General features: G+C 63.0%; 23 protein-coding genes. 13 read left to right on the forward strand and 10 right to left on the reverse strand.

Annotated features, from left to right (window positions below; genetic code table 11):
• Positions 1-9: 9 nt before the first annotated feature.
• Positions 10-1692: an ATP-binding cassette domain-containing protein gene (locus KTR60_RS13980; RefSeq protein ID WP_228402234.1), complete on the forward strand. Its 1683-nt coding sequence runs from the start codon at positions 10-12 to the stop codon at positions 1690-1692.
• Between the two features lie 17 nt (positions 1693-1709).
• Here the strand turns inward: KTR60_RS13980 and KTR60_RS13985 are convergent, their stop codons facing one another.
• The gene (locus tag KTR60_RS13985; RefSeq protein WP_228402235.1) at positions 1710-2357 is read right to left on the reverse strand and encodes a hypothetical protein; all 648 of its coding nucleotides are present in this window, start codon (positions 2355-2357) and stop codon (positions 1710-1712) included.
• A gap of 439 nt (positions 2358-2796) precedes the next feature.
• On the opposite strand from KTR60_RS13985, the gene KTR60_RS13990 reads away from it, so the two are divergent.
• On the forward strand, positions 2797-3351 hold the full coding sequence (locus KTR60_RS13990; RefSeq protein WP_003944949.1) for a transglycosylase family protein: 555 nt from the start codon (positions 2797-2799) through the stop codon (positions 3349-3351).
• 12 nt (positions 3352-3363) lie between these two features.
• On the opposite strand, the gene KTR60_RS13995 is transcribed toward KTR60_RS13990, so the two are convergent.
• Entirely contained in the window at positions 3364-4095 is a 732-nt protein-coding gene (locus KTR60_RS13995; protein WP_054188193.1) for a TetR/AcrR family transcriptional regulator, read from the reverse strand.
• 197 nt (positions 4096-4292) lie between these two features.
• Here KTR60_RS13995 and KTR60_RS14000 point away from each other — a divergent pair, with 197 nt between their 5' ends.
• The 4 genes from KTR60_RS14000 to KTR60_RS14015 are packed head-to-tail and all read left to right on the forward strand — an operon-like array spanning position 4293 to position 9317.
• A complete protein-coding gene (locus KTR60_RS14000) occupies positions 4293-5852 on the forward strand; it encodes an amino acid permease (protein WP_042951823.1) in 1560 nt (519 codons plus the stop codon).
• A gap of 2 nt (positions 5853-5854) precedes the next feature.
• Entirely contained in the window at positions 5855-6688 is an 834-nt protein-coding gene (locus KTR60_RS14005; protein ID WP_228402236.1) for an urea amidolyase associated protein UAAP1, read from the forward strand.
• A complete protein-coding gene (locus KTR60_RS14010) occupies positions 6685-7338 on the forward strand; it encodes an urea amidolyase associated protein UAAP2 (RefSeq protein WP_007728099.1) in 654 nt (217 codons plus the stop codon). Before KTR60_RS14005 ends, KTR60_RS14010 begins: the two co-directional genes overlap by 4 nt.
• Entirely contained in the window at positions 7335-9317 is a 1983-nt protein-coding gene (locus tag KTR60_RS14015) for a 5-oxoprolinase/urea amidolyase family protein (protein WP_228402237.1), read from the forward strand. The genes KTR60_RS14010 and KTR60_RS14015 overlap by 4 nt, the downstream gene beginning before the upstream one ends.
• A gap of 115 nt (positions 9318-9432) precedes the next feature.
• On the opposite strand, the gene KTR60_RS14020 is transcribed toward KTR60_RS14015, so the two are convergent.
• The 4 genes from KTR60_RS14020 to KTR60_RS14035 are packed head-to-tail and all read right to left on the reverse strand — an operon-like array spanning position 9433 to position 12998.
• On the reverse strand, positions 9433-10215 hold the full coding sequence (locus KTR60_RS14020) for a Fic/DOC family protein (protein WP_047888369.1): 783 nt from the start codon (positions 10213-10215) through the stop codon (positions 9433-9435).
• The gene (locus KTR60_RS14025) at positions 10212-11645 is read right to left on the reverse strand and encodes a putative nucleotidyltransferase substrate binding domain-containing protein (RefSeq protein ID WP_228232711.1); all 1434 of its coding nucleotides are present in this window, start codon (positions 11643-11645) and stop codon (positions 10212-10214) included. The genes KTR60_RS14020 and KTR60_RS14025 overlap by 4 nt, the downstream gene beginning before the upstream one ends.
• Positions 11646-11694: 49 nt before the next feature.
• Positions 11695-12579 (reverse strand): DUF5995 family protein, encoded by an 885-nt coding sequence (locus KTR60_RS14030; RefSeq protein ID WP_323374424.1) that lies wholly within the window; start codon positions 12577-12579, stop codon positions 11695-11697.
• Between the two features lie 53 nt (positions 12580-12632).
• Positions 12633-12998, reverse strand: a complete 366-nt coding sequence (locus KTR60_RS14035) for a RidA family protein (protein WP_058038743.1) — start codon at positions 12996-12998, stop codon at positions 12633-12635.
• A 98-nt stretch (positions 12999-13096) separates the two neighbouring features.
• Between KTR60_RS14035 and KTR60_RS14040 the strand changes: the two genes are divergently transcribed.
• Genes KTR60_RS14040 through KTR60_RS14055 form a run of 4 tightly spaced genes read left to right on the forward strand, consistent with a single transcriptional unit; the run spans position 13097 to position 18841 of the window.
• Positions 13097-14134: an Rv2578c family radical SAM protein gene (locus KTR60_RS14040; protein ID WP_003944842.1), complete on the forward strand. Its 1038-nt coding sequence runs from the start codon at positions 13097-13099 to the stop codon at positions 14132-14134.
• 58 nt (positions 14135-14192) lie between these two features.
• Positions 14193-15596: a 3' terminal RNA ribose 2'-O-methyltransferase Hen1 gene (locus KTR60_RS14045; protein WP_370852744.1), complete on the forward strand. Its 1404-nt coding sequence runs from the start codon at positions 14193-14195 to the stop codon at positions 15594-15596.
• On the forward strand, positions 15593-18136 hold the full coding sequence (locus tag KTR60_RS14050) for a polynucleotide kinase-phosphatase (protein WP_228402239.1): 2544 nt from the start codon (positions 15593-15595) through the stop codon (positions 18134-18136). Before KTR60_RS14045 ends, KTR60_RS14050 begins: the two co-directional genes overlap by 4 nt.
• Positions 18137-18172: 36 nt before the next feature.
• Complete coding sequence (locus KTR60_RS14055; protein ID WP_208689551.1) at positions 18173-18841, forward strand: class I SAM-dependent methyltransferase; 669 nt, start codon at positions 18173-18175, stop codon at positions 18839-18841.
• Here the strand turns inward: KTR60_RS14055 and KTR60_RS14060 are convergent.
• Positions 18802-20031, reverse strand: coding sequence for an MFS transporter (locus tag KTR60_RS14060; protein ID WP_039972887.1), 1230 nt, complete (start codon positions 20029-20031; stop codon positions 18802-18804). The genes KTR60_RS14055 and KTR60_RS14060 overlap by 40 nt on opposite strands.
• A gap of 70 nt (positions 20032-20101) precedes the next feature.
• On the opposite strand from KTR60_RS14060, the gene KTR60_RS14065 reads away from it, so the two are divergent.
• Both KTR60_RS14065 and KTR60_RS14070 read left to right on the forward strand, forming a co-directional pair.
• Entirely contained in the window at positions 20102-21157 is a 1056-nt protein-coding gene (locus tag KTR60_RS14065; protein ID WP_228402240.1) for a LacI family DNA-binding transcriptional regulator, read from the forward strand.
• Positions 21154-21777 (forward strand): hypothetical protein, encoded by a 624-nt coding sequence (locus KTR60_RS14070; protein ID WP_228402241.1) that lies wholly within the window; start codon positions 21154-21156, stop codon positions 21775-21777. The genes KTR60_RS14065 and KTR60_RS14070 overlap by 4 nt, the downstream gene beginning before the upstream one ends.
• A gap of 95 nt (positions 21778-21872) precedes the next feature.
• Here the strand turns inward: KTR60_RS14070 and KTR60_RS14075 are convergent, their stop codons facing one another.
• Complete coding sequence (locus tag KTR60_RS14075) at positions 21873-22691, reverse strand: helix-turn-helix domain-containing protein (protein ID WP_054188204.1); 819 nt, start codon at positions 22689-22691, stop codon at positions 21873-21875.
• 89 nt (positions 22692-22780) lie between these two features.
• Between KTR60_RS14075 and KTR60_RS14080 the strand changes: the two genes are divergently transcribed.
• Complete coding sequence (locus KTR60_RS14080) at positions 22781-23152, forward strand: cupin domain-containing protein (RefSeq protein WP_054831940.1); 372 nt, start codon at positions 22781-22783, stop codon at positions 23150-23152.
• On the opposite strand, the gene KTR60_RS14085 is transcribed toward KTR60_RS14080, so the two are convergent.
• Together KTR60_RS14085 and KTR60_RS14090 are read right to left on the reverse strand one after the other, a co-directional pair.
• Positions 23153-23881: an HD domain-containing protein gene (locus tag KTR60_RS14085; protein WP_211920212.1), complete on the reverse strand. Its 729-nt coding sequence runs from the start codon at positions 23879-23881 to the stop codon at positions 23153-23155. It lies immediately after the preceding gene.
• Between the two features lie 209 nt (positions 23882-24090).
• The gene (locus KTR60_RS14090; protein ID WP_007728059.1) at positions 24091-24687 is read right to left on the reverse strand and encodes a CHAP domain-containing protein; all 597 of its coding nucleotides are present in this window, start codon (positions 24685-24687) and stop codon (positions 24091-24093) included.
• Positions 24688-24700: the final 13 nt, after the last annotated feature.

The raw sequence follows: 24700 nt of genomic DNA on the forward strand, positions 1-24700 counted from the left end.
CTTGACAGCGTGACCCACCTCAACATCGCCGACGTCGACTACTTTCTCCCTGATGGTCGGCAACTGCTCAGCGGTGTCAGCTTTCGGGTCGGCAACGGTGCAAAAACTGCACTGATAGGCCCCAACGGGACTGGCAAGACGACGTTGCTCCGCATTGTCGCCGGAGACGTCGTCGCCGACGAGGGCGCTGTCACTCGATCCGGAACACTGGGCGTGATGCGGCAATTCGTCGGCCATGTTCGCGACGAGTCCACCGTGCGCGATCTTCTGTTGTCCGTCTCGCCGGCACGGATCCGGGACGCAGCACTGGCGCTCGATACGGCAGAAAACGCGATGATCGAGCGCGACGAGGAATCAACTCAAATGAAGTATTCGCATGCGCTGGCCGATTGGGCCGACGTGGGCGGCTACGAGACCGAAGACTTCTGGGACAAGGTCACTACCGCGGCTCTCGGTGTTCCCTATGACCGTGCGAAGTGGCGCGCGGCCAACTCCCTCAGTGGTGGCGAGCAGAAACGGTTGGTTCTCGAAGCACTGTTCGCTGGGCCCGACGACGCACTCCTGCTGGACGAGCCGGACAACTACCTCGATGTTCCGGGCAAGCGATGGCTGGAAAAGACGATCTCGGAATCGTCGAAAGTGGTTTTGTTCGTCAGCCACGACCGCGAACTGATCGCCAACGCGGCCACCCACATCGTGACGCTCGAGCCCGGAATCAGCGGCGCAACGTCGTGGACCCACGGTGCTGGGCTGGCCAGCTACCACCAGGCCCGCGAGGATCGCAACGCTCGATTCGAAGAACTGCGCCGACGCTGGGACGAGGAGCACGCGAAATTACGTGCCCTGGTTCTGCGATTGCGTGAAAAGGCCAAGTTCAACGACGGCGTCGCTGCGCGGTATCACGCCTCGCAAACCAGGTTGGCGAAGTTCGAGGAGGCAGGGCCACCCGAAGCGATTCCACTTCAGCAGAAGGTGACGGTTCGGCTGGCGGGCGGGCGAACCGCCAAGCGCGCGTTGGTATGTCAAGATCTCGAGCTGAGCGGATTGATGAAGCCGTTCGACACCGAGATCTGGTACGGAGATCGGGTTGCCGTGCTGGGCTCCAATGGATCCGGAAAGTCGCATTTCCTTCGGCTCTTGGCGGGTGGGGGGACCGATCCGGGGAGCGAGCATCTGCCCGTCGAGGCGCTCGACATCGCGCCGGTCGAGCACGGGGGTACTGCGACGCTGGGTGCCCGGGTACGTCCCGGATTGTTTGCGCAGACACACTCCAGGCCCGATCTGACCGGAAACACGCTGCTCGAGATCCTGCACATGGGCGACGAACACCGCAGCGGAATGGGACGCGAAGCGGCGAGCCGCGCGCTGGACCGTTACGGATTGTCCCAAGCTGCGGAACAGAAGTACGACGACCTGTCCGGCGGTCAGCAGGCACGATTGCAGATCCTGCTCCTCGAGCTCTCCGGCGCCACGATGTTGTTGCTCGACGAACCGACCGACAACCTCGACCTTCATTCGGCGGATGCGCTCGAGCACGGAATCGCCCAGTTTGCCGGCACCGTCATCTCGGTAACCCACGATCGTTGGTTCGCGCGCGGGTTCGACAGGTTCCTGGTATTCGGATCGGACGGGAACGTGTACGAGAGCGAGTCTCCGGTGTGGGACGAGGCCAGGGTCGAACGAGCGCGCTGAGATCGAGCAGCCGCTCCCTACCTGGGGAGAGGCGGCAATTCGTCGATCACGGCGCGAAGAAGGCCCAGATCGCTGCGATCCGATCGAGGTGGGGGACAGCGCGAAAGATCGAGCTGTGTCGGAAAGCGCCACACAACGCGACCTGGATCTACCCTGTTCACCGCCGAGTACCAGTGGGTGAGGGGCTCGGCGAGCGCCGCGTGAAGCTCGAAATGCCGTCGGCGGCGGCTGGGGTCGCCTTCGCGCTGAAGTAGAAGCTGCTCCGGTGACGGTATCGAGATGACGGTCAGATCCGCGAAACCCAGTTCGAGGTGCTCGAAAGCTGTCTCGACTGCCGCGAGCTCGTACTCGAATCGCTCCCGAGGTGCTGCGCCCACCGCAGCGAGACACCAGCTGTAGTGCAGTTTCAGCGGGTCGCTGTCGCAGAGCGCGATACCGGTTCTCGCTTCGAGATCTTCCGCTTGCGACCATCGCTTCGAATTGACTGTTGTCCAGTAACTTGCCTGAAGGTCGAGATCCGTACCGTCCGGCTCGAACCCGGTGGGCTGATACTCGGCGACGAATCTCTCCGCCGCGGATTCGCCACCGAGTTGGGTTCGGCACCAGGTGGTCTTGCCGGCGGCGCTGGGTCCTTCTACTGCGACGATCACCAGTCCATTCTCCATAATGATTGGGGCGGTTGGTTTTTCCCGTTGCCAGGAATCTCTTAACATCCCCAGGATCCTCGTTGGCGGTCCGACACGGCCTGTTTCGGTGCGGTGGGTCACAAAATCACCGTGACGGTTGCCACATAACGGACGGATAACGATCGGTATGGTTGAAGCTCGAATCAATTAGTTGACCTGTGGTTATTGCTCGAGTTTCGACTGAGTCTGGTACAGCAGTGCCGGAAAACTGCCCCGTGACCAATCCGTGACCATCACCTACGGTCGTTGACAGCCCGAAACTACCGGGCAAACACCGACCCGCAACTGCGTGCTTCTGCCCCGCGGGTCCGGTACTCCCGAAACCTTCGCGGGGCAGGAGTGAAACAGACGAGTCGATCGACGAGACGTGAAAGCGTCCGGGCCGACCTCGTCCGCGGTAGCGGAGAGGATTTACCCAATGACCAGCATCACCTTCAAGCGCGCCCTCGGCGCAGTTGCAACCGCAGGCGCAGTCGTCGCGATCCCGCTCGCCATGAGCACCGGCACCGCTTCGGCAGCCGGCCACGACTGGTCCGGAGTCGCAAACTGCGAGTCCTCCGGTAACTGGGCCGCCAACACCGGAAACGGCTTCTACGGTGGTCTGCAGTTCACGCAGAGCACCTGGAACGCATTCGGTGGATCGGGCAACGCTGCCAACGCCAGCCAGGCCGAGCAGATCCGTGTCGCCGAGAACGTTCTCGCAGGCCAGGGCGTCGGCGCATGGCCCGTCTGCGGTCAGTACCTGACCACCGGCACCACCGCAGGCAACTACGAGGCCGCAGCCGCCCCCGTCACCGCTGAGGCTTCCGTCGAGTCGGCTCCGGCAGCAAGCACCGGAAGCGGCAACTACGTGGTCAAGGCAGGCGACACCCTGTCGAAGATCGCTGCTGCACACGGCATCTCGCTCGAGAACCTCGCCAGCCAGGTTCCGAACATCAACCTGATCTTCCCGGGACAGTCCCTCTCGGTCTAGTCTCGTGGCCGTTTAGGTCCTCAATGCGTCGAAATTGTCCGGAGCTGATGCAGCCCCGGACAGTTTCGGCGTTTCTGCGTTCGCAATGATCGTTGCCGCTTCCGTATGGATGGGGTCAAGATCCTGGCGCCACCCAAGAATGTGCAGCGCCGACCCGGCGATGACAGCGGCGTCGGGAATCGGGGTGCCTTCGAGCGCGTCGGCTCGCGCGCTGATCACACTTTCTACCAGGCGAAACGGAAGCTCGGCCAGGTGCGTTGATGATGGATCGTCAATCGCGTCGAGCACATCCTGGGCGAGTGCCCGGTATTGCTCGCGAAGCCGATCGCGATCGGCTCGGAACGACATGAACCTGTCACTTCTCAGTTCCGGTAAGAGATAAAGGACGCCGAGGTTCCACCGTCCGGTGATCAGTTGTGCCGCGTCGATGTACGAAAGTGCGTACAGCTTGACCTCGGGTGCGGTGTCGAGTGGCCTGAGATTCTCCGCGAAGTCGAGCGCCGGCGTCACGGTGTCGGCGAGAAGTGCAACCAGAATGTCGTCCTTGGTGGCGAAATGGTTGTACAGCGACGCCTGACGCATTCCGACTGCTTCGGCGATGTGGCGTGTGGACGTCGCGGCGAAGCCTCGGGTGGTGAACAGTTCAGCGGCTGCATCCAAGATCTCCGCCCGGGCAGTGCCACCCGGGCGTCGGCGAGCGGTCAGGCGGGGTCGTCCGGGGCCGGCGTTGGTCACGCCTTCCATAGTGGCAGGCTGCGGCCTTACGTGCGGGATGGCCGCCGCTGTGAGCATTCGGTCACGTGCTCGAAACGTACTCAACGAGCCTGTTACAGAATCAGGCGAATCGTATACGCGGGCGTCACCTGCGGCGAGTGGATTTCGCGAAAACTATCAATCGACAGTTATTCGCCTCTGAATCGCTTCGCCGAAGGAGTACGCCGTTGAGTGCAACCACCCCGGCTGCGCAGCCCACCACCGCATCCGCACTCGCCTCTTCGCCTCACGACGACGGTGACCTCGCGGAGTTCGGCTACGAGCAGCAGCTGCATCGATCGCTGGGAAAGTTCGCGTCTTTCGCCGCGGGCTTCTCCTTCGTCTCCATCCTCACCACGATCTTCCAATTGTTCGGCCTCGGTTTCGGTTTCGCGGGTCCGGCATTCTTCTGGACGTGGCCGGTCGTCTTCATCGGTCAGTTCATGGTCGCTCTCAACTTCGCGGAACTTGCTGCCAGATATCCGATTTCGGGTGCCATCTACCAGTGGTCGCGGCGGATGGGTGGTGAGATCGTCGGCTGGTTCGCCGGTTGGTTCATGATTCTCGCTCAGATCGTCACTGCATCGGCCGCCGCGATCGCCTTGCAGGTCGTGCTCCCCAATGTGTGGAGCGGGTTCCAGATCATCGGCGAGGACAGCGCACTCACCTCATCGAGTGGTGCCGCCAACGCCGTGCTGCTCGGATCGGTACTTCTGGTTCTGACCACCTTCATCAACTGCATCGGCGTCAATTGGATGTCGCGTATCAACAACATCGGCGTGACCTGCGAAATCGTCGGTGTCATCGCGGTGATCGGGATGTTCTTCACCCACGCTCAGCGCGGACCGGACGTCGTCTTCGACACCGGCAGTGCCGGCGGTCAGCCCGGATACGCCTGGGCGTGGATCATGTCCGGACTGATGGCTGCTTACGTCATGGTCGGCTTCGGTTCGGCAGGCGAACTGGCCGAGGAGACCCGCAACCCCCGACGCGTCGCACCTCGTACGATCCGGCTTGCACTGTCCGCTTCCGCGCTCGGCGGCGGCTTGATGATCCTCGGCGCGTTGATGGCAGCGCCCTCACTCACCGACGGACGCCTGGCCACGGAAGGTTTGCCGTACGTACTGACATCGATTCTCAGTTCGCCGTGGGGCACGGTCTTGTTGATCGACGTCTCGATCGCAGTGTTCGTGTGCACCTTGGCCATTCAGACTGCTGCTTCACGGCTGATGTTCTCGATGGCCCGCGACGGGCGGCTTCCTGCCTCGCAGGTACTGGCAAAGGTCAACCCCCGCACCGGAACACCTATCGCGCCGTCCGTCCTCATCGGTCTGGTCTGCATTGCCGTCCTGGCCGTCAACGTGGGCAACTCGGCAATTTTTGCAACCCTGTCCAGCGTATGCATCATCTTGATCTACTTGGCCTACCTCATGGTGACCGTGCCGCTGCTGGTTCAGCGTCTCAAGGGATGGCCTCGCACGGCAGTCGGCCCCAAGTTCGACGCCGAAGGCAAAAAGCTTTTCTCCCTGGGCATCTGGGGAGTTCCGGTCAACATCGCCGCGGTTGTGTACGGCGCGCTGATGGTGATCAACCTGTCCTGGCCACGAGCCGAGATCTTCAACCCCACCGGGGAGTACCCCATTCTGCAGTGGGCCGCGCCCATCACGGTAGCGCTGGTCGTGGGGCTGGGAGTCGCTTGCTTCCCACGTGGCCGCGCCACCCCGAATCCCGTCACGATCGGAGCCTGACCATGAGTACTCAGACCACCGCCGGAGCGCGCGAGCATGCCCGGTCCCAAGCTGGAACGATCACCGATTCCATGCCCGTATTGCCGGCAACGCGTTGGCCGAACCCACCCGAAGACGTCGCGCCCGAACGTCTGACCTGGGCTGAGACCGTGCCGGGTGGGCGGTACGCGACCAAGGTTCTCGCACGTGGAACCCGATTGCGACTTCGCGACATCGCTGGCAGCGCCTGCGCAAACATCTTGCTCTATCGCGCCGACGCCCCCTGGGAGCGTCTCAACGTCGCCGATACCGTCAAGGTGCCATGGCAGGCCTATCTCGGCGTCGGGCACCCGTTGCTCTCCGATCAGGGGCGAGTACTTGCGACCGTGGTCGCAGACACGTCGGGTCACCACGACGCGTTCTGCGGAACGACGTCACGCGCCACCAACGAGGCGAAGTACGGGCAGGGTTCGCTGCACAGTGCCTCACCCGCCGGTCGTGAACTGTTCACCGTCGCTGCCGCGAAGAACGGACTCGGGCCGCAGGACATAGCGCCGCCGTTGTCCTTCTTCCATGGTGTCCGCGTCGAGGCGGACGGCGCTCTCACCAGTACGGGGTCCGCCGGCTCAGGCGCAACGGTCGACCTTCTGATTCACCTGCCCGTCATCGTGATGATCGCCAACACCGCGCACCCACTCGATCCGGCGCCGCAGTTTCCCACCACGTCCCTCGAAGTGCTCGCGTGGAAGGCCGCCGACGAACTCGGCAGCCTTGACGATCTCGGGCCGGAATACCAACGCGCAGTGCTCAATACCGAAGATGCCTGGACGGCTTCGAACCTGGAGGAGATCGCATGACCACCACCTTGGATGTCCCCGCCCTCGTTCCCGGAACGGTGATCCTCGACGAGATTGCTGACGCATTCGGGCCGTGGTCCGCAGTTGTCCGTGCCGGTGACGTTCTGACCATCGTCGATCTACACGGAAATCAAGCCGTCGACACCCTCGTCTACGCTGGTGACGATCACAGCGTTCGGTACTCGGCAGCAGCGACGGTCACAGCCCAGAAGAACCTGTTTCTGTCCACAGGCTCCGTGCTCCGCAGTGACGACGGAACTCCACTCATGACCCTGGTCGCAGACGAGGTCGGAAACCACGACACCGTCGGCGGCGCGTGCTCACAGGAATCGAACACCCTGCGATACGGCCACCACACCAAGCATCAGCACGCGTGCGTCGAGAACTTCCTCGTCGAGGGCGCAAAATGGGGGCTCGGTAAGCGGGACCTGGTGTCCAACATCAACTTCTTCATGAACGTCCCGGTCGACCCCGACGGCACACTCGGAATCGTCGACGGACTGTCGGCACCAGGCAAGCGGCTCGCGTTGCGTGCCGAACGTGACGTGCTCGTCCTCGTGTCCAACTGCCCGCAGATCAACAACCCGTGCAACGGCTTCGATCCCACGGCCGTCCGCATGATCGTCACACGGCCGGGAGCAGACGAATGAACGCAAAACTGACCATCGTGCGTCCCGGAATGCTGACGACGGTTCAGGACTATCCAGGACGCGTCGGATACTGGCAGATCGGAGTCCCACCATCGGGCCCGATGGACGACCTGTCGTTTCGGTTGGGAAACACCGCACTCGGAAACCCCGAAGGCGCCCCCGGCATCGAATGCGCGATGGCCGGACCTGCCATGACGTTCGACGAAGACACCACGGTCTGCATCACAGGTGCCCCGGTGTCGGTGACCGTCGACGGCGTCGTACACGGTCAGTGGCGACCAGTTTTCGTCCCCGCTGGATCGGTGCTCGACGTCGGAACGGTCAGCGGCCCGGGCCTGCGCATCTACGTACTCGTACAGGGCGGAATCGAGACCGACAACTATCTCGGCAGTGCGTCGACCTTCACCCTGGGCAGGTTCGGGGGACACGAAGGTAGGACTCTGCGGGCAGGAGACGTTCTCAAACTCGGACAGGCGACCGGGGTCGCGGGAGCTGTTCCCGCCGAGCATGTTCCGGCGATACACACGTGCTGGGAACTTGCGGTGACCGAGGGCCCGCACGGGGCGCCGGAGTTCTTCACCCGCTCCGACATCGACACGCTGTACGCGACCGAGTACGAGGTCCACTTCAACTCCGACCGCACCGGTGTCCGGTTGATAGGTCCGAAACCAGACTGGGCCAGAACCACCGGCGGCGAAGCCGGACTTCACCCTTCGAACATCCACGACAACGCGTATTCGATCGGTGCACTCGACTTCACCGGCGACACGCCCATCCTCCTCGGACCCGACGGACCGAGCCTCGGCGGCTTCGTCTGCCCGATCACAGTGGTGTCCGCTGATCGCTGGAAGCTCGGACAGTTGGCTCCCGGGAACAAGATTCGCTTCGTGCCGGTCCGCGCCGAACGGGCAGCCTCCCGGCGTGACCTCGGAGTATCGCGTCGAGCGTCCAATTCGGTTGTTCATTCCTCCGGTGGTGACGGCGACGACGGCGTCATAGCCCGCCGTGACGGCGACACCGCGGTCACGTACCGGCGCTCAGGCGATGACAACGTGTTGGTCGAATACGGCGACATGAATCTCGACCTGGCGTTACGTGCGCGTGCTCATGCACTGCATCAGCGACTCGACGCCGAGAAGCCGGCCGGACTACTCGATCTCACCCCGGGAATCCGCAGCCTGCAGGTCCGCGTCGACCCGGACGTGCTGCCCGTCGGCAAGCTGATGGGAATGCTCGCCGAGGCGGAGGACACCTTGCCGGCGGCCAACGAACTCGTTGTGCCCAGTCGCACTGTGCGGATGCCACTGTCGTGGGACGACCCGGCTACGCGCGAAGCGATCCAGCGGTACATGCACGGGGTTCGCGCCGACGCGCCGTGGTGCCCGTGGAACATCGAGTTCATCCGCCGGATGAACGGTCTCGAATCCGTGAACGACGTGTTCGACACCGTCTTCGGCGCCGAATACATGGTGCTCGGACTCGGTGACGTCTACCTCGGAGCGCCGGTCGCGACGCCGCTCGATCCGCGTCATCGTCTGGTCACGACCAAGTACAACCCCGCCCGCACCTGGACCCCCGAAAACGCCGTCGGGATCGGTGGGGCGTACCTCTGCATCTACGGCATGGAAGGCCCGGGCGGGTACCAGTTCGTCGGACGTACGACGCAGGTGTGGAATCACCGCCACCCCGCGAAGTCCGGGCCGTTCGAGGAGGGCACTCCGTGGTTGCTGCGATTCTTCGACCGGATCTCCTGGTACCCCGTCGAGCCGGAAGAGTTGATGGATCTGCGCGCGGACACCGCCGCCGGCCGCGGCGGGGGCGTCGAGATCGAGGACGGCAGCTTCTCGCTGGCCGAGCATCAGGAGTTCCTCGCGTCGAACTCGCGCTCGATCGAGGAGTTCCGTGCGATGCAGTCCGTCGCGTTCGGGGCCGAGCGTCAGCGCTGGTCCGCCGCAGGGGAGTTCGCGCTGCCCGGTTGATGGTCGAGTGAGCACCCTTTTCCTCGAGTGAGCACCGCTTCCAGAGTGTCGGAAGCGGTGCTCACTCAGCAGTAACGGTGTTCAGTCCGTCTGGAACGGGCAGCAGATGTTTGCGTCAGCGAGTCAGCGCGCGATTGAACAGATCGATGAACGGGCGAGGCGACGGGGTTCCGGTGGGCCGGAAAGGCGCAGAATCCCTCGACGCGGATACCCACTCGGTTCTGCTCACCCGCGACAAGTCGAGCTGATACCGGGTGTCCGCGGCGAGTCGGTGCAGGAAGAGGGTTCCGGTTCGCCCGTTTCCTTCCCGAAACGGGTGGGCATGATTGAGCGTCGAGTACACCGATGCGAGCGCGAACGACGCAGCGCCGTGATCGAGCGCTACCCAATCGACGGCGGCGATGATCTCTTCCACCTCGGACAGGTAGTTCCGAATCGCCGAGACCGGAGCAAACGTTGCCGCACCTTTCCTGATGTCGACGGTTCTGATGTGTCCGGCCCACTGGTACAGATCTTGGAAAACGTGCTGGTGAAGTAGGAGAAGTTCGGCTGTGTCTCGCGTGTGCGGTACGAGGTCGCTGCCGAGATGCGCCTCACCCAGACGAAGCGCGGTCGCCGCGAACTCGAGTGATTGCAGTGCGGCGGGATCTCGCACGTCGAAATTGTTCTCGAGCACCGATGTACCGCGATAGACGTACGGCGCTGATCTTCGCCAGCGGATTCGCGGGGGAATTGCAGACGAGAGGCCGACAGCTCGCGCCAATTCCTGCTCGAAATACTCACGCCGAGAGAGCATCCCGATCATCACGGCCTCGAGTTCCGCGATCTGCTCGTTACTCGGATCCCAGCCTTCGAGGCGCTCCGCCGCTAGAACCTGTTCGAGCGCAGTGCGATTCACGGGTCGATGTCGGGTAGCGCCGACGCGGACGCGGCATATTCGAGTCGTCGTTGCACACCTGCGACCTCGCGCACTGCATTGCTCAGCAAGCTCCGCGAGAGCGGAGTGAGTTCGGAGATCACGACTTCGTCGGTCGGTGGCCGACCTGCCGCGAACTGATCGGTCTGGTGGCGGACACGAATCTGCTGCAACACCTCGAAAGATTCGATCAGTACCTGGGCGTCGTCGTCGAGTAGGAAACCGCTTCCCGCTGCAGCCTTGAGACGTTCGAGTGTCGAACTCGTGCGGGCGCCCACGGAAATCCCCGCCCATCGAGCGATGTTCACGATCGGTTGGACGGCGCTGGCTTTGAGGTCGACGGTTCCGGTCCGACGCGTCATCACGTCCTTGAACGAATGGAGCTTTGCCTTGTCTCCGACCGCTTCGCGAAGGAGCAGTCGCATGACGGCCGGGTGCAGTCGCAGTTGATCCAACGCCGCAGGGCGAGGATCCAACGCCGGATCGCCTGCGACGACGCGGGCATCCGCCAGCATCGACAACATGACCAGGGCTTGGTCCTGGTACGGATTGGATACCCATTTCCGCAGCGCAGTGCGCCATTGTGGGAGCGTCCGAGCAAACCTGGCCTGGGTCGCGACGGCGTTCTTGGTGTCGCGAGGGAACCCGCAGAGATCGAGGATGTCGTGGATGGTCTTCGCGGCGTCGGCTCCCTCGTGATGAGATTCGCCGCCCCACACCAGCGCACTGTCGATATCCGAAGAGGGGAGCGCTTCACGCCTGGCGACGCTGCCGAGCGACAGCCACGCGAAATCCGGTCGCTCGTCTCCGCCCACCACCAATTCGATGGCTCGCCTGACCGTCACGTCGATCAGCACGGCCAGCGTCGCACCGATGTCGAGCGGAGAGACCCGTGACGCCACCAATTCCGTCACCAGAACAGGGACCGCGCGGGCTGTTTCGACGAGGTGGGCGTCATCCTGTGCTGTGGCGAGCGCTGCGCGCAGTTCGAAACCCTGATTGGTGGCCGAAGTCAGGAGGTCGCTGAGTTCGAGCACACCCATCAGTGCGCCTGCCTCGGTCACGACCGGGAGATGGCGCAATCCGTACTCGAGCATGTCGGTCACGGCGTCGGCGCCCAATCGATCCGGATCGACTGTCACTGCTGACGGCGTCATCACCGTTGATACCGGCTGATTGCTGTCGATACCACCGACTACCACACGAGCACGTAGGTCACCTTCGGTGAAGATTCCGAAACCGGTTGTCTCCGTCGGGATCACAACAGCGCGGCGGCCCGCATCGGTCATCAACTTCGCGGCCTCGCGGATGGTTGCCCGGCCATCGCAGACAATTGCGGGCCCGCGCAACAGGTCTCGCACCCGGCGCATGGCGGGACTCTGCATGCCTTGCCCCGTCGAGTGCCCCGTCATGGGGTCATTGTCGCAGGTGTGTCCGGTTCAGGCAGCGGAGGGTGAGATGTCAGAGACCACCGAGTCGCGAGAGTACGTCGAGAGCGGAATCTGTAGTACGCCAGAGCGCGTCGATCTCCTGTTCTGCGCCGGGACGTGTCTGCGGATTCTGGAGGGCGAACCCGTTGGCCAGCGTGATGGTGTTGTATCCGCTGTCGGCGGCGCGGAGCAACAGTTCCGAGGGCTGCGAGTTTCCGGCCAATCGGTCGAGTCCTTCGCCGACGAAGTAGAACCGCCAGAGGGGCCCGAGATCGGCGTCGTACTCGGCCTTGGTGAGCGTCACGATCGAACCACCTTTGACGGCAATCGAATCGACGATCTTGTAAAAATCGGGGACATCCTCTGCTGTGGTTCCGGAAGCGGCGACGGCGTGAGCGAGGTCGACGGTGAGATGCGCGTTGTAGCCGGCCATGGCGACTCGTGCCGGACTGGCGTCGCACTGACGCGTCAGGGTGAAGTAGTTGTTCCACGCCGGATCTGTGGGAGTGCCGGTGAACTCCGCATGGACGTTCACCAGGTACCTTCGCAGCAATTCGTAGCTGACCGAATGGGCCCACTCGTCATTGTCGAAGACCGCGGGGTCTCGCTGCAGCGGCATCACCGCCTCGTGCTCGACAGCGTCGAGGCCGACGGAGAACAGGCCTCGCCAATCGTGGTGGGAGACGAGGATCGACGTGATCTCACGATGACGTTCGACAGCGGTCTCGAGCCGAGGCAGTCCGGCACCGTTCAGGGTCGTGACGTCGCTGAGTTCGGCAATCCGGCCCACCTCGGCATTGCTCAACTGGCTGCCGCAAGCCGTCGAAAGACTCTCGCCCGGATCTGCGAGTGCAGAACCGGGCGAGAGGAAAGCGGCGGTGATGCCGAGCGCGAGCGTCAACGGATACAGCCGCATCGGTTTCATCGGCTCAGACTAGGCGCCCATTTCACAAATGTCCGGATTGGCGATCAGCTGAGGACCGCGTCGGCCTCGATCTCGATGAGCAGAGCGGTGTCGATCAGCGAGCTGACCTCGAGGATCGTCGTGGCGGGACGAATCTCGCCGAACACTTCACCGTGCGCGAGAGCGGCCTGCTCCCACTGCGTCATGTCGCGCAGGTACATGCGAGTGCGGATGACGTCGTCGAGCGAGGCGCCGGCCTCGGCCAGTGCTGCCTTGATAGTTTCGAGCGCTGCGCGGGTCTGATCTGTGAGGGTCTCACCAGGAGCGGTGGTGCCGGAGACTGCGATCTGGTTACCGATGCGCACGGCACGGGAGTAACCGATCTTGGGTTCCCATTCGGAACCGGACGAAATATTGATTCTGTTCGACATGCACCGAATTCTGCCAACAACTTCCCGGCCGTGGTGAGGCACGGTCGGGTATTCGCTCCATCTTGACATACCTTAGAACAAGTGTTCGACTTGGGGCCATGAGGTGGTCGGGTCAGGCATTGGATGCAGATGACGGAGCGCTACCCGGACTCGAACGGGCCGGGTTGGTTCGCTCCGTGCAGACTCCCGAGTTCGAGGGAATCACGTTTCACGAGGTGCTCTGCAAGAGCGCGCTCAACAAGATGCCCGAAGAGTCGACGTTGCCGTTCAGCTTCACCGTCAACGCTTTTCGTGGTTGTTCGCACGCATGCCGATATTGTTTCGCGAGACCGAGTCACGAGTATCTCGACCTCGACGCCGGCGCGGATTTCGATTCCCAAGTGGTCGTGAAGACGAACATTGCCGCGGTGCTCCGCAAAGAGTTGGCGCGAAAGTCCTGGAAACGGGAGGCGGTGGCACTGGGTACCAACACCGATCCCTATCAGCGAGCCGAGGGCCGATACCGCTTGATGCCCGGCATTATTCGCGCGTTGACCGAATCCGGAACTCCCTTCTCGATCCTGACGAAGGGAACTCTGCTCCGACGGGATCTGCCGCTGTTGAAAATGGCGGCAGCGCAGGTCGACGTCGGAATCGGTGTGTCGTTGGCGATCAACGACGCTGCACTTCAGAAGCAGATCGAGCCTGGTACCCCGTCGCCGCGGGCGCGTCTCGAGATGATCCGCGCCATCACCGACGCGGGATTCTCGTGCAATGTCATGGTGGCGCCGGTCATTCCGTTCCTCACCGACTCCACCAGTCATCTCGACGGGCTGTTCGAGGCACTGTCCGAAGCCGGTGCGACGAGTGTGACGGTCTTCCCGATGCACCTGCGGGGGAGTACTCGGGGTTGGTTCATGAATTGGCTTGCTCAGGAACATCCGGCGCTCATCCGTCGCTACCGCGAGCTGTACGGGCGGGGCGCGTATGTCACTCCCGAATACAAGCGTTGGCTCGCAAGCCGTGTCGAGCCATTGGTCGAGCGCCATGGGTTGGGTGGTCGTTCGGAGCATCGAGACGTCAGTGCAGCTGGCAGTGAGCCGCGTGAGGCGCCCCGGGAACTGGTGGGTGCGGGAGCAGCTCTCACTTTGTTCTGACGGCCGCGGGCGCGTAAATCGGAGGCGCCGCGGACGTTTGCCGGGCTACATTCGCCTGGTGCTACTCACACTGACGTCCACCCCGACCCCGCAGACTCCTGATGCGACCGCGTTGAGCTACCTGCTGCACAAACATCCCGACCGCGTGCAAAGCTTCGACTTGGCGATCGGCACCGCCACGGTTCTGTACCCGGAGGCCTCAGCCGAAAAGACCACGGTGGCAGTGATTGTGGACGTCGACCCCATCGAACTTGTGCAGAGTAGGTATCGACGCGGCAAGAGTGGCGACAACTTTTCGCTGGGTGAGTATGTCAATGATCGGCCGTATGCGGCGTCGTCCATACTCTCGGTTGCTCTGTCGAAGCTGTTTCGCACCGCGTTGACGGGAACGTGCAAGTCGCACCCGGAACTCGTTGGAACCGAACTCGCGTTGACCGTCTCGATTCCGGTGGTTCCGTGTGGCGGCGATGCGGAATTGCCTCGTCGGTTGTTCGAGCCGCTGGGCTGGGATGTGACCGCGATACCGGTGCAGCTTGATCCGCACCTGCCGACGTGGGGAAACTCCGACTTCGTGTCGTTGACGCTCACCGGGGAACACACGGTGCAGAGTGCCCTTCGGCACCTCTACGTGCTGTTGCCGGTCCTCGACGACGTGAAGCACTACTGGGTGGGACCCGACGAGGCAGACAAGTTGATCCGCGTCGCTGGAGAGTGGTTGGCGTCGCATCCGGATTCCGCGCTGATCATGTCCCGCTACCTGGCGCGTCGACGCGACCTGGTCGAATCGGTGGTCGATCGACTGATTCCCGACCAAGCAGAGGCGCAGATCGAACTACCGCGACCGGATCCGCCGCTGGCACGGCTTCGCGTCGACGCAGTTTTGGCGACGCTTCAGCGACTGCACGTCAGAACGATTGTCGACATCGGTTGCGGCGAAGGCAAACTGATCGAGGCGCTGATGCCGCACGCTCAATTCGACAAACTTGTCGGCGTCGATGTGAGCGCGCGCGAACTGACACGGGCGCAACGCAGATTGAAGTTCACCGAAATGTCCGACGCCCAACGTGATCGTGTGTCTTTGATGCAGTCGTCCGCGACGTACCGCGACGCACGCTTGAAAGGCTTCGACGCAGCCGTGCTGATGGAGGTGGTCGAGCACGTCGACACGGCGCGCCTGCCGGCTCTGGTCAGATCGGTCTTCGTGGACGCAGCACCGCAGTATGTGCTGCTGACTACTCCGAATGCCGACTACAACGTGCTGTATCCGGCGTTGGCAGAGGGAGAGTTCAGGCACCCGGATCACCGGTTCGAGTTCTCACGGACCCAATTCCGCGACTGGGCAACCGAAACGGCCCGAGTCCACGGCTATTGCGTGGAGTTCGAATTTGTCGGAGCAATTGATCCGGTCCTTGGCGGACCGACACAGATGGCAATCTTCACGAAGGAGGCACGAACGTCATGACGGTGTACGAGATTCCAGATCTCGCCCTGGTAGTACTCATCGGCGTCAGTGGCTCGGGAAAGTCGACCTTCGCGGCGCGCCACTTCGGTGAGTTCGAAACTCTCTCGAGTGACACATTCAGAGGGTGGGTCAGTGATGATCCGAACTCACAGGAGTCGACGTCCGATGCTTTCGAAGTGCTGGAGTTCGTCGCGGCCAAGCGTTTGCGACGCGGACGCCTCACGGTGGTCGACGCGACCAACGTCCAGCCCGCCGCGCGCAAGCGACTCGTTGCGTTGGCTCGCGAGCACGACATACTGCCGGTGGCAGTCGTGCTCGATATTCCGGAATCGGTCTGTTCTGCGCGCAACGACGCACGCTCTGATCGGACGTTCGGACGCGACGTCATTCGCCGCCAGCACCAACAGCTGACTCGCTCGCTTCGCGGGTTGGGCAAGGAAGGTTTCCGTTCGGTTCACATACTCAGAGGTGAGGACGCGGTTTCCGAAGCCACATTCTTGCGCCACCCGCTCCGCAGCGATCTGCGTGTCGAGCGTGGTCCGTTCGACGTCATCGGTGACATCCACGGATGTCGAAGCGAGCTCGAGACGCTCCTCGTGAAACTCGGCTACACCGTCGACTACGGGACCGATGGCAGAGCTGTCGGTGCGGTGCCGCCGGAAGGGCGAACTGCCGTCTTCCTCGGTGACTACGTGGATCGAGGACCGGATTCGGTCGGTGTGCTGCGTCTGGTCATGGGGATGGTCGCGGCGGGACATGCGATAGCGGTTCCGGGTAACCACGAGAACAAACTCGTCAAGGCCTTGCGCGGTAAGAAGGTCACGGCCAGTCACGGACTCGCCGAGACCCTCGAGCAGATGGCCACCGAGTCGGCGGAGTTCCGCGAAAGCGTCGTCGACTTCTGTGACGGCCTCGTCGCGCACCTCGTCCTGGACGACGGCAAACTCGTTGTCGCGCACGCCGGTCTCAAGGAGGACTACCACAACAGGGCATCCGGTCGAGTCCGGAGCTTTGCGCTCTACGGTGAAACTACCGGTGAGACGGACGAATTCGGCTTACCCGTTCGATACCCGTGGGCGCAGGACTACCGAGGATCAGCGACGGTCCTCTACGGTCACACGCCGGTGCACGAGGTGGAATGGATCAACAACACCGCGTGCCTCGACACCGGGTGCGTCTTCGGTGGATCCCTCACCGCCCTTCGATACCCGGAACGAGAGATCGTGTCGGTTCCGGCGGAGCAGGTTTGGTACGAGCCGGTGGTACCGCTGGCACCGCCGACTCGTGATCCGGATGTGCTCGATCTCGCCGACGTCCTCGAAACGACCGGCGTCGACACCGAACTGCGCGGTCGAGTGTCCGTTCGCACCGACAACGCTGCCGGCGCCTTGGAAGTGATGAGCCGATTCGCGGTCGCGCCGCAATGGCTGCGGTACCTACCGCCGACCATGGCGCCCTGCGCGAGCGCCCAATCCGATGACTATCTGGAACACCCGTCGACCGCGTTCGACGCATACCGGGCCGGCGGAATCGGAACAGTGATCTGCGAAGAGAAGCACATGGGTTCGCGGGCAGTGGTGCTCGTGTGCCGTGATCGATCGGTTGCTCAGTCCCGCTTCGACGCACCGGATGCGCTCACCGGGATGGTGCACACCCGCACCGGCCGCCAGTTCTTCGACGACGACCTGACTCAGCAGTTGATCGACGACATCGCCGCCGCAGTCACCTCCGCTGGGTTGTGGGAAGAGCTGGGCACCGACTGGCTGCTCCTCGACTGCGAACTGTTGCCGTGGAACGTCAAAGCGGAAGGTCTGCTGCGCTCGCAGTACGCGTCGGTCGCGGCGGCCGGGCGATCAGACCTCACAGCTCGCGAGGCCGTGCTGGCGCGGGCCGGGTCGCGGGGCCTGGACGTGGCGGAGATGTTCGAACAGACAACTGTTCGGGCCGCCAGTATCGAGCGCTTCGGCGAGGCGTACCGACGGTACGTGTGGCCGACGAACGGACTGGACGGCGTCACCATCGCGCCGTTCCAGATTCTGGCGGCCGAGGGCCAGTCGTACGGGGAACGGGATCACGAATGGCACCTCGGTATTTCGGACCGCCTGGCCGCGGCCGACCCGAGTCGATTTACCACTACACGTCGCCTGGTGGTCGATCTCGGTTCCGAGGACTCGGTGTTCGAAGCGACGAAGTGGTGGGAGTCGCTCACCGGCGACGGTGGTGAGGGGATGGTCGTCAAACCGCTGGCGAATCAGATTCACGGACCGCGGGGGTACGACGCGAAGGTTCAGCCAGGGATCAAGGTCCGCGGCCGGGAGTACCTACGGTTGATCTACGGTGCCGACTACCTCGAACCGTCGACACTTGCTCGGCTACGCAATCGCAACCTCGGACACAAGCAGTCGATGGCGCTGCGCGAGTACGCGCTCGGCATGGAGGCGGTATCCAGGCTCGTCGACCGTGAACCTTTGTGGCGAGCGCACCAGGCCGTGTTCGCGGTGTTGGCTCTCGAATCGGAGCCGGTCGACCCGCGGTTGTGACGGCCGGTGCGCAGGCTCGGATTGATACCGTCGGGTATGGGTGTGATTGCTCGCGTGGACGGTTTCAACCGACGCCATCCGTGGAGTCACAACGATTACTACGGCCGGTGGGTTCTACGTAATCTGCGCGGGGTCAGGTCCGGTCGCGCTCTCGACGTGGGGTGCGGGACCGGCAATCTGATCGACCTCTTGCGTCGGCGGTTCGACGTGGTGGTCGGTGTGGAACCCGACCTGACAACCTCGGCCGCCGTGCGCGCAAGGTTTGTCGACGACGGGAACGTGATCATCGACGCGCAGCGGATCGAGGACTTTGCATCCGAGGCGAAGTACGACGCGATCACAGTCGTCGCAGCGTTGCATCATCTTCCACTCGAAGAATCGATGAAGCAGCTGAGTAGCCTGCTCGAACCGGGCGGGCGGCTCGTCGTGGTCGGGTGTTATCGGTCGACCACACCCACCGACGCACTCCTGTCGGTGTTGGCGACCGTGTGCAATCCCGTCGTCGGCGTCGTCAAGCATCGACGGGTTGCCTCCGAGCCACTGAAGGCGATGACAGCTCCCACCGCGGAACCGGGTGAGTCGATGGCTGACGTCCGACGCGCGGCCGCGTTGTATTTGCCAGGTAGCCGGATCAGGAGACGACTGTTCTGGCGATACACCCTGATCTACGACGAGAGTCCGGCCGGCGCGTCGGTGGGGGAGTGAGTAGACCGTTCCGGTTCCTGGGGAAACGCGCGTCGGCCGAACCCGACTATCGCCAACGAAGCGATCATCAGAGCGACCCCGATGCCCGCCAGATGTGAGAGCCCGCCACTGTCGACGACGGCCGCACCGAGCAGAGCGCCCGTTGCAATCGCGATCTGGAACACGACAACGTAGATGGCCGAGGCACGGTCGGTCCCGATAGGGACGGCGCGCAGAACCGAGGACTGGAGGCAGATCGGAACGGTGGTGAACGCCGCACCCCACAAGATCGTGGCGACGACAGCGAACGCTCCCATCGACGGCGCCAAGAGCCAGAAGATGGCCAGCGCGCCTGCCACCGTCGCGATCGAGATGAGCGTGAAGAGGCGCGGTCGGCGGTCGTAGTACTTGCCGGCGACCCACACTCCGACGGCGCCGGCGGCGCCGTAGACCAGAAGCATCGCGGTACGGATGCCACCGGACGAGCCGAGGCTTTCCTCCACCAGAAGTGTGAAGAACGTGTACGAAGCGAATTGCCCCAGGGCGGCAAACAGCGTTGCCGCGCAGATGACGGCGAGTGCCCGTTTCATCGCCGGCGTCGGCTTCGGTTTGTCTCGCTTGCTCCGATGGTGTTGATCGACCGGCATTTCGGGCAACGCACGATGCAGTGAGAAAGCAATGACCACTGCCACCACACCGATTGCCGCCGATGCGGTCCGCCAACCCCAGGACTGGCCGATCGCCGAAGACAGTGGACCTCCGAGAACAAATGCGAGAGACGTACCGGCATACACCATCGCGATGGCCTTGCCCTGTTGTCCGCGCGGAACCAGAGTGGCTGCGACCGGGGCAACGACAGCCCAGAACACTCCGTGCGTCGCAGCGCAGAGCAATCGTCCGATCACCAGCATCGGATAGTTGACGGCCAATGCTGCGACCAGTTGCGACACCGCGAGGGTGGCCACCGTCAGAACGACGACGCGTCGTCGCGGCCAGGTTTTGACCGCTCCGATCAGTGGAAGCGTCAAGACCGCGACACCGTATGCGTAGAAGGTCAGCAGTAGGCCGACACGCCCTTCGGTGACGTCGAGGTCCGTCGAGATTTCGCTGAGCAGTCCGACGGGGAGCATTTCGGCCGTCACGTAGGCGAAGGCTGCTCCGGCCAGTGTCATCAGCCGTAGCGTGGTTGCCTTCGGCAGTCGAGCACTCATGTTGTGTAACGATACATGTATCGATACACACCTGCGCAATGGATATTTTCCACTCGCTATGCTGATGCTCATGGCCATACGTGCGCAGCGTTCGAGTCGTCCGACGATGGCCGACGTCGCCAAGGCCGCAGGCGTGTCGGTGATGTCGGTGTCGTACTCCTTCGCGCAGCCCGAGCGCGTGTCTGAATCAACGCGGGCCAAGGTGTTCGCCGCCGCCGAAGAGCTCGAGTACGCGGGCCCGAACCGGGCGGCGCAGTCCTTGCGGAGCGGGAAATTCAACAACATCGCGGTCGTCTTCAGCGAGAAGCTGACGTACGCCTTCGAAGACGCAGTAGCTCGGCGATTCCTCTCGGGAGTCGCCGAAGCGTGCCTGGATGCGAACGCCGGGCTGATGATGCTGCCGAACTCGGGGAAACCGGGAGACGTCGACAGAGTTCGCGACGCGGCAGTAGACGGTTTTGTCGTCTGGACCACCGTCTTCGACGATCCCATCCTCGACGCGATTGTCGGCACCGGAAAACCCGCATGCATCCAGGGTGGTCCGTTGCACGAGGGTGTGGATCTCGTCGGGATGGACGATGTTGCCGGCGCCGTTGCGATCGGGGCAGTCGGGTTGTCGGGGGCGCAGCGGCCCGCGGTGATCAGCCTTCCGTGGGATCGTGAGCGTCGGTCCGAGATTCGGATGGACGTGGATCCAGGTGAAGCGTTCTTTCCGGTGTCCCGCCATCGGCTCGAGGGCTACGAGCGCGCCGTCCGCGACGCGGGCCTCGATTGGCCCTCGGTGCGGGTAGGGGTCGTCACTGTCAACGAGCGGAGCGAGGGTGCGCGGATGGCTCGGTCCCTGCTCGACGTTCCCGAGAGCCGAAGGCCCGATGTCATCTTGGCGATGAGTGACGAACTGGCTCTGGGGGTTCTGGACGCGATCCGTGAACTCGGCCTCGCGCTGCCCGACGATGTCGCAGTCGTCGGATGGGACGACACAACAGCCGCATCGGACGCCGGCCTGACGACGGTTCGCCAGTCCCTGTTCGATCAAGGGCGCAATGCAGCTCGCGTGGTTCTCGGGCTGGACGATGCGGTCGAGCCGGTCGAATGGTCGGTGCGTCGGCGAACCTCGACACGATGATCACGCCGGTAGTCATCGACGGTCTGCGTCTTCGGTGGTTTGTCCCTCCCGAATTGGGGGAGACCGTCCGGTGGGGACTCTCCTGGAATGTCGACAGCCCGAGCAGGTGGGCGGTAGTCGAGCCGGCGTGGGTCTTGACGGCGGAAGTGCGCACGAGTTCGAAACCATTGATGTGGAGACTGCCTCGCGACGGGTCAGGCATTCGGGAGCCGGTCCAGCCGGCGATCGCTCGCGTCGCTGCACTGCAATTCATGTTCGACGCCGAACCACCGTTGCCTTCTCGGATCGAAGCCGCGGGCGCTTTGCAACTACGCGCCGGAACTCCTCGTGACGACACAAATGCCCGTCAGGCATGGATCGATTTCGACGAGAGTGCCGCCACGACCGGGGTAGTTCGGCGCCTGCGGCTCATGTCGATGGAGTCCGACATGCTGCCCGACCCGAAGTTTCCGCACGGCCCGAACTGGGGTTGGGCTACGAGGCAACTCGTGCCTGGCTCCGAGCGCTTCTACGAGTTGGCCCGTGCACCTCGCGCGTTGCGCTCGTATCAGCTGACCGATCGTGAATACGGGCCGCGGCGCGAGGACTTCCTCCTGGTCGACCTCGAGACGGCTGCTTGATCGTTGGGACCTGACACCGTTTTCATTCAGTGGACACAGACTCCAGCTGACCGGAACCAGTGTCTGCTCGACGAAACCGGTGCCAGGTGCTGCGACTAGCGCGCTCCACTGGCCACGTTCAGTGAGTATTTGCCGGGCGGCGCCCCGACATGCTTGACGAAGTGCCGCGACAGGTGGGATTGATCGTGGAATCCGACGTCGACGGCCACGTCCGCCAATTCGCGCCCGGCGAGGATTGCGCGTCGCGCCAGATCGATTCGTCGTCCCGTCACGTACTTGTGAGGCGGAAGCCCGAAATGCTTCGCGAAGTTCTTGATCAGATACGTGGGGTTCCGCTGCAGGATGTTCGACGCTTCCCGCATCGTGATTCCCGTTGTGAGTCGCGCATCGAGCAGGTCCCGAAGTTGATCGGCAACGCGTTCGTCAACGGTCCGCGTGTGACGGGATCGACCTGTGGCCGGTGTGAGGATCTCGTTCAATCTTTCAGCGAGGAATCCCAGGCGACTTTCGGCCTCGAGTGATTCGCCGTCCGGGCCGAGTGCAGAGTGCAGTTGATCGATGCGATGGCGCAGCAGAGGGTCTCGAATCTCGGGGCTGTCCACCGCCGGGCCTATGAGGACCTCGCCGAGAACTGACGTGTCGAGGTAGAGGATTCGTTGACGAAATCCGGCCTCGGTGACCGGAACTCCGTCGTGTGCGATGCCTGGCGGCAACAGAGTCACGATCTCGGGTGCCGCGCCATGAGCGCGATGATCGAGGTCGTATGCAATCGTGCCGCGGTCGACGAGCATCAGAGACCACTGATCGTGCGTGTGTTTGGGATAGGCGTGTCCGACGAAATCGGCATGGAAGACCTCGGTGATTCCCGCGAGGCCCGGTGCCCACGCGGTGATCTGTGCGCCGCGGGGATCCATGTCAGAAACGTACAAGACGCAGCTGCCTCGGGTGACGAAGAGTGGCGGGGTCGTCATCGCGATGGTGGCGCGCCCGAGGGAGGAACAACATGAACAGTTCGGCAACAGCGGTATCGCTCCGCGAGAAGTTCGGTCAGTTCACCGAGCACTGGTCGCCCAAGAAGATTGCGGCCCTCAATGATTACGAGATCAAGATCGTCAAGATCAAAGGTGAATTCGTCTGGCACTCCCACACCGACACCGACGAAATGTTCCTGGTGACGAAGGGGCAGATTCGAATCCAACTCCGAAACGGAGATGTTCGACTGGGGCCCGGTGAACTGTTCGTGGTACCTCGCGGAGTCGAACATTGCCCGATCGCCGAGGACGAAGCGGAGGTGATGTTGATCGAACCCGTTGGCGTGATGAATACCGGGAACGTTGGAGGGGCGCGAACCGCAGTGCTCGAGGACTTTTCGTAGTTACCGGCTCTTCCAATCCAGGGGATTGGTACGCAACGGCAAGGCCATTCCCGATCTCCAGAGCGTCGCCGCGCGAGAGTTAGGACGGAGCTCGACCTCGCGCCGCATCGACTGCGCGAAGGCGTCGGTGAACCCTGTTCGCGGGTACTCCGCGATTGTTGCATCAACAGTTGCTCGCGGAATTTCGGGCGCACGCCGACCGGCAACGTCGAAATGCGCTGCGGCATGCAGTAGGTAGGCGTCAGCGCCCGCGCCGCGGTCGACGGTCAGATCCATGTGCAGACGGATCGCTTCGCCGATTCGCTGTACCGACCTCTCCGAAGTTCCCACTCTGGTCGCGAGTTCTTCTGCGTCTGCGGCACTGATGTAGGTGAAACAGCCGTGCTCGGCCGATCCTTCTGCGCCCAGTCCGACATCGTGAAGGGCGCACGCAGTGAAGAGATCTTCGGGGTCGTACTCGATCGCATCGATCTGCGCGAAGGCGTCGGCCCAGATCCAGCAGCGCAGGCTGTGGTTCAAGACCGCGGGGGACAGGGTTCCTCTGGCGTGATCGAGCGCTTCGCTGCACAGCTTGGTGTCGGGGAGTGGGCGTTTGCGCAGCTCGGGTGTGCGAGTGGGGTAGCGGCCGAGCCGCAGTCGGAGCATCGACGGAGCACTCATGGCCTGCGCAGCAGCCGCGCGGGCCATGAGTTGTATCTGCTCGAGAGTGGTGAGCTCACCAGGGCGCATCGAATTCCTGTTCTGGGTGGGGGACAGCTGGATACGAATCTAGTTGGCAGGGAAACTTCTTCACAGATGTCTAATATCTGTCAATGACGGAAACACGGAATTATCCGAATATTGGTCGATAGCAAGTGCCATCCAACGGCAACCCCGAATCTGTAGCCTCACCTCTGCACATCGCAAGAACCATCAAGCAACGACGGTGGGGCTCGGGCTCAGATGACGCCGAACCCGACGATCCCCGGGACTTCCGACGGGACGATGCGATGGAGCATGACCTTGTTGTTCTCGTTGCCGCCGACGGTCGTCAGAGTGCCGGCGTCGTTGACCAGAACGACGTTGACGTGTTGGCCGAAGGGGCTCGAGTCGCCGTACAGGATCGTGTCGCCGACCTTGGGTTGGTAGTCCTGACCGTAGGGGACAAACGCGTCGACGGACTCGTAATACTCCTGCAGCGTGTACACCCCGGGGATGCGCCACGACCCTGAGTTGGGGTTCGAGAACGGCGTGCCGATCTGGTTCATCGACCAGCTCACGAAATCGGCACACCACGATTCTTCGACACCCTCGGCGTACTTGGTGCCGGGACTCCCTGACTCCCATTCCTGCTCGAGGACGCCCAGTAGCGCACTCTGCTGAGCGCTGAGAATGCTGTGGTCGACGGCCGGGAACGAATCGAGATTCTCGCCGGCAAGAGCGTCGTCGCCGCGCGCGAACCACCACAGTGCGCCGGCGACCACTACGACCACCGCAACGCCGAATACGCCCAGAACAGCGAGAGTGCGTCTGGGCGTATTCGGTGCGTGCGACATCACGCCACGATAG

Source organism: Rhodococcus sp. C1 (assembly GCF_020809065.1).
GTDB classification, from domain to species: Bacteria; Actinomycetota; Actinomycetes; order Mycobacteriales; family Mycobacteriaceae; genus Rhodococcus_F; species Rhodococcus_F qingshengii.

Coding starts and splice junctions, on each gene's coding strand:
- KTR60_RS14090 (WP_007728059.1), bottom strand. CDS start 24,687: ATGTCGCACGCACCGAATACGCCCAGACGCACTCTCGCTGTTCTGGGC.
- KTR60_RS14030 (WP_323374424.1), bottom strand. CDS start 12,579: ATGCGGCTGTATCCGTTGACGCTCGCGCTCGGCATCACCGCCGCTTTC.
- KTR60_RS13995 (WP_054188193.1), bottom strand. CDS start 4,095: ATGGAAGGCGTGACCAACGCCGGCCCCGGACGACCCCGCCTGACCGCT.
- KTR60_RS14085 (WP_211920212.1), bottom strand. CDS start 23,881: ATGCGCCCTGGTGAGCTCACCACTCTCGAGCAGATACAACTCATGGCC.
- KTR60_RS14005 (WP_228402236.1), top strand. CDS start 5,855: ATGAGTACTCAGACCACCGCCGGAGCGCGCGAGCATGCCCGGTCCCAA.
- KTR60_RS14010 (WP_007728099.1), top strand. CDS start 6,685: ATGACCACCACCTTGGATGTCCCCGCCCTCGTTCCCGGAACGGTGATC.
- KTR60_RS13985 (WP_228402235.1), bottom strand. CDS start 2,357: ATGGAGAATGGACTGGTGATCGTCGCAGTAGAAGGACCCAGCGCCGCC.
- KTR60_RS14035 (WP_058038743.1), bottom strand. CDS start 12,998: ATGTCGAACAGAATCAATATTTCGTCCGGTTCCGAATGGGAACCCAAG.
- KTR60_RS14050 (WP_228402239.1), top strand. CDS start 15,593: ATGACGGTGTACGAGATTCCAGATCTCGCCCTGGTAGTACTCATCGGC.
- KTR60_RS13990 (WP_003944949.1), top strand. CDS start 2,797: ATGACCAGCATCACCTTCAAGCGCGCCCTCGGCGCAGTTGCAACCGCA.
- KTR60_RS14040 (WP_003944842.1), top strand. CDS start 13,097: ATGAGGTGGTCGGGTCAGGCATTGGATGCAGATGACGGAGCGCTACCC.
- KTR60_RS14075 (WP_054188204.1), bottom strand. CDS start 22,691: ATGGATCCCCGCGGCGCACAGATCACCGCGTGGGCACCGGGCCTCGCG.
- KTR60_RS14025 (WP_228232711.1), bottom strand. CDS start 11,645: ATGACGGGGCACTCGACGGGGCAAGGCATGCAGAGTCCCGCCATGCGC.
- KTR60_RS14060 (WP_039972887.1), bottom strand. CDS start 20,031: ATGAGTGCTCGACTGCCGAAGGCAACCACGCTACGGCTGATGACACTG.
- KTR60_RS14055 (WP_208689551.1), top strand. CDS start 18,173: ATGGGTGTGATTGCTCGCGTGGACGGTTTCAACCGACGCCATCCGTGG.
- KTR60_RS14065 (WP_228402240.1), top strand. CDS start 20,102: ATGGCCATACGTGCGCAGCGTTCGAGTCGTCCGACGATGGCCGACGTC.
- KTR60_RS14080 (WP_054831940.1), top strand. CDS start 22,781: ATGAACAGTTCGGCAACAGCGGTATCGCTCCGCGAGAAGTTCGGTCAG.
- KTR60_RS14070 (WP_228402241.1), top strand. CDS start 21,154: ATGATCACGCCGGTAGTCATCGACGGTCTGCGTCTTCGGTGGTTTGTC.
- KTR60_RS14015 (WP_228402237.1), top strand. CDS start 7,335: ATGAACGCAAAACTGACCATCGTGCGTCCCGGAATGCTGACGACGGTT.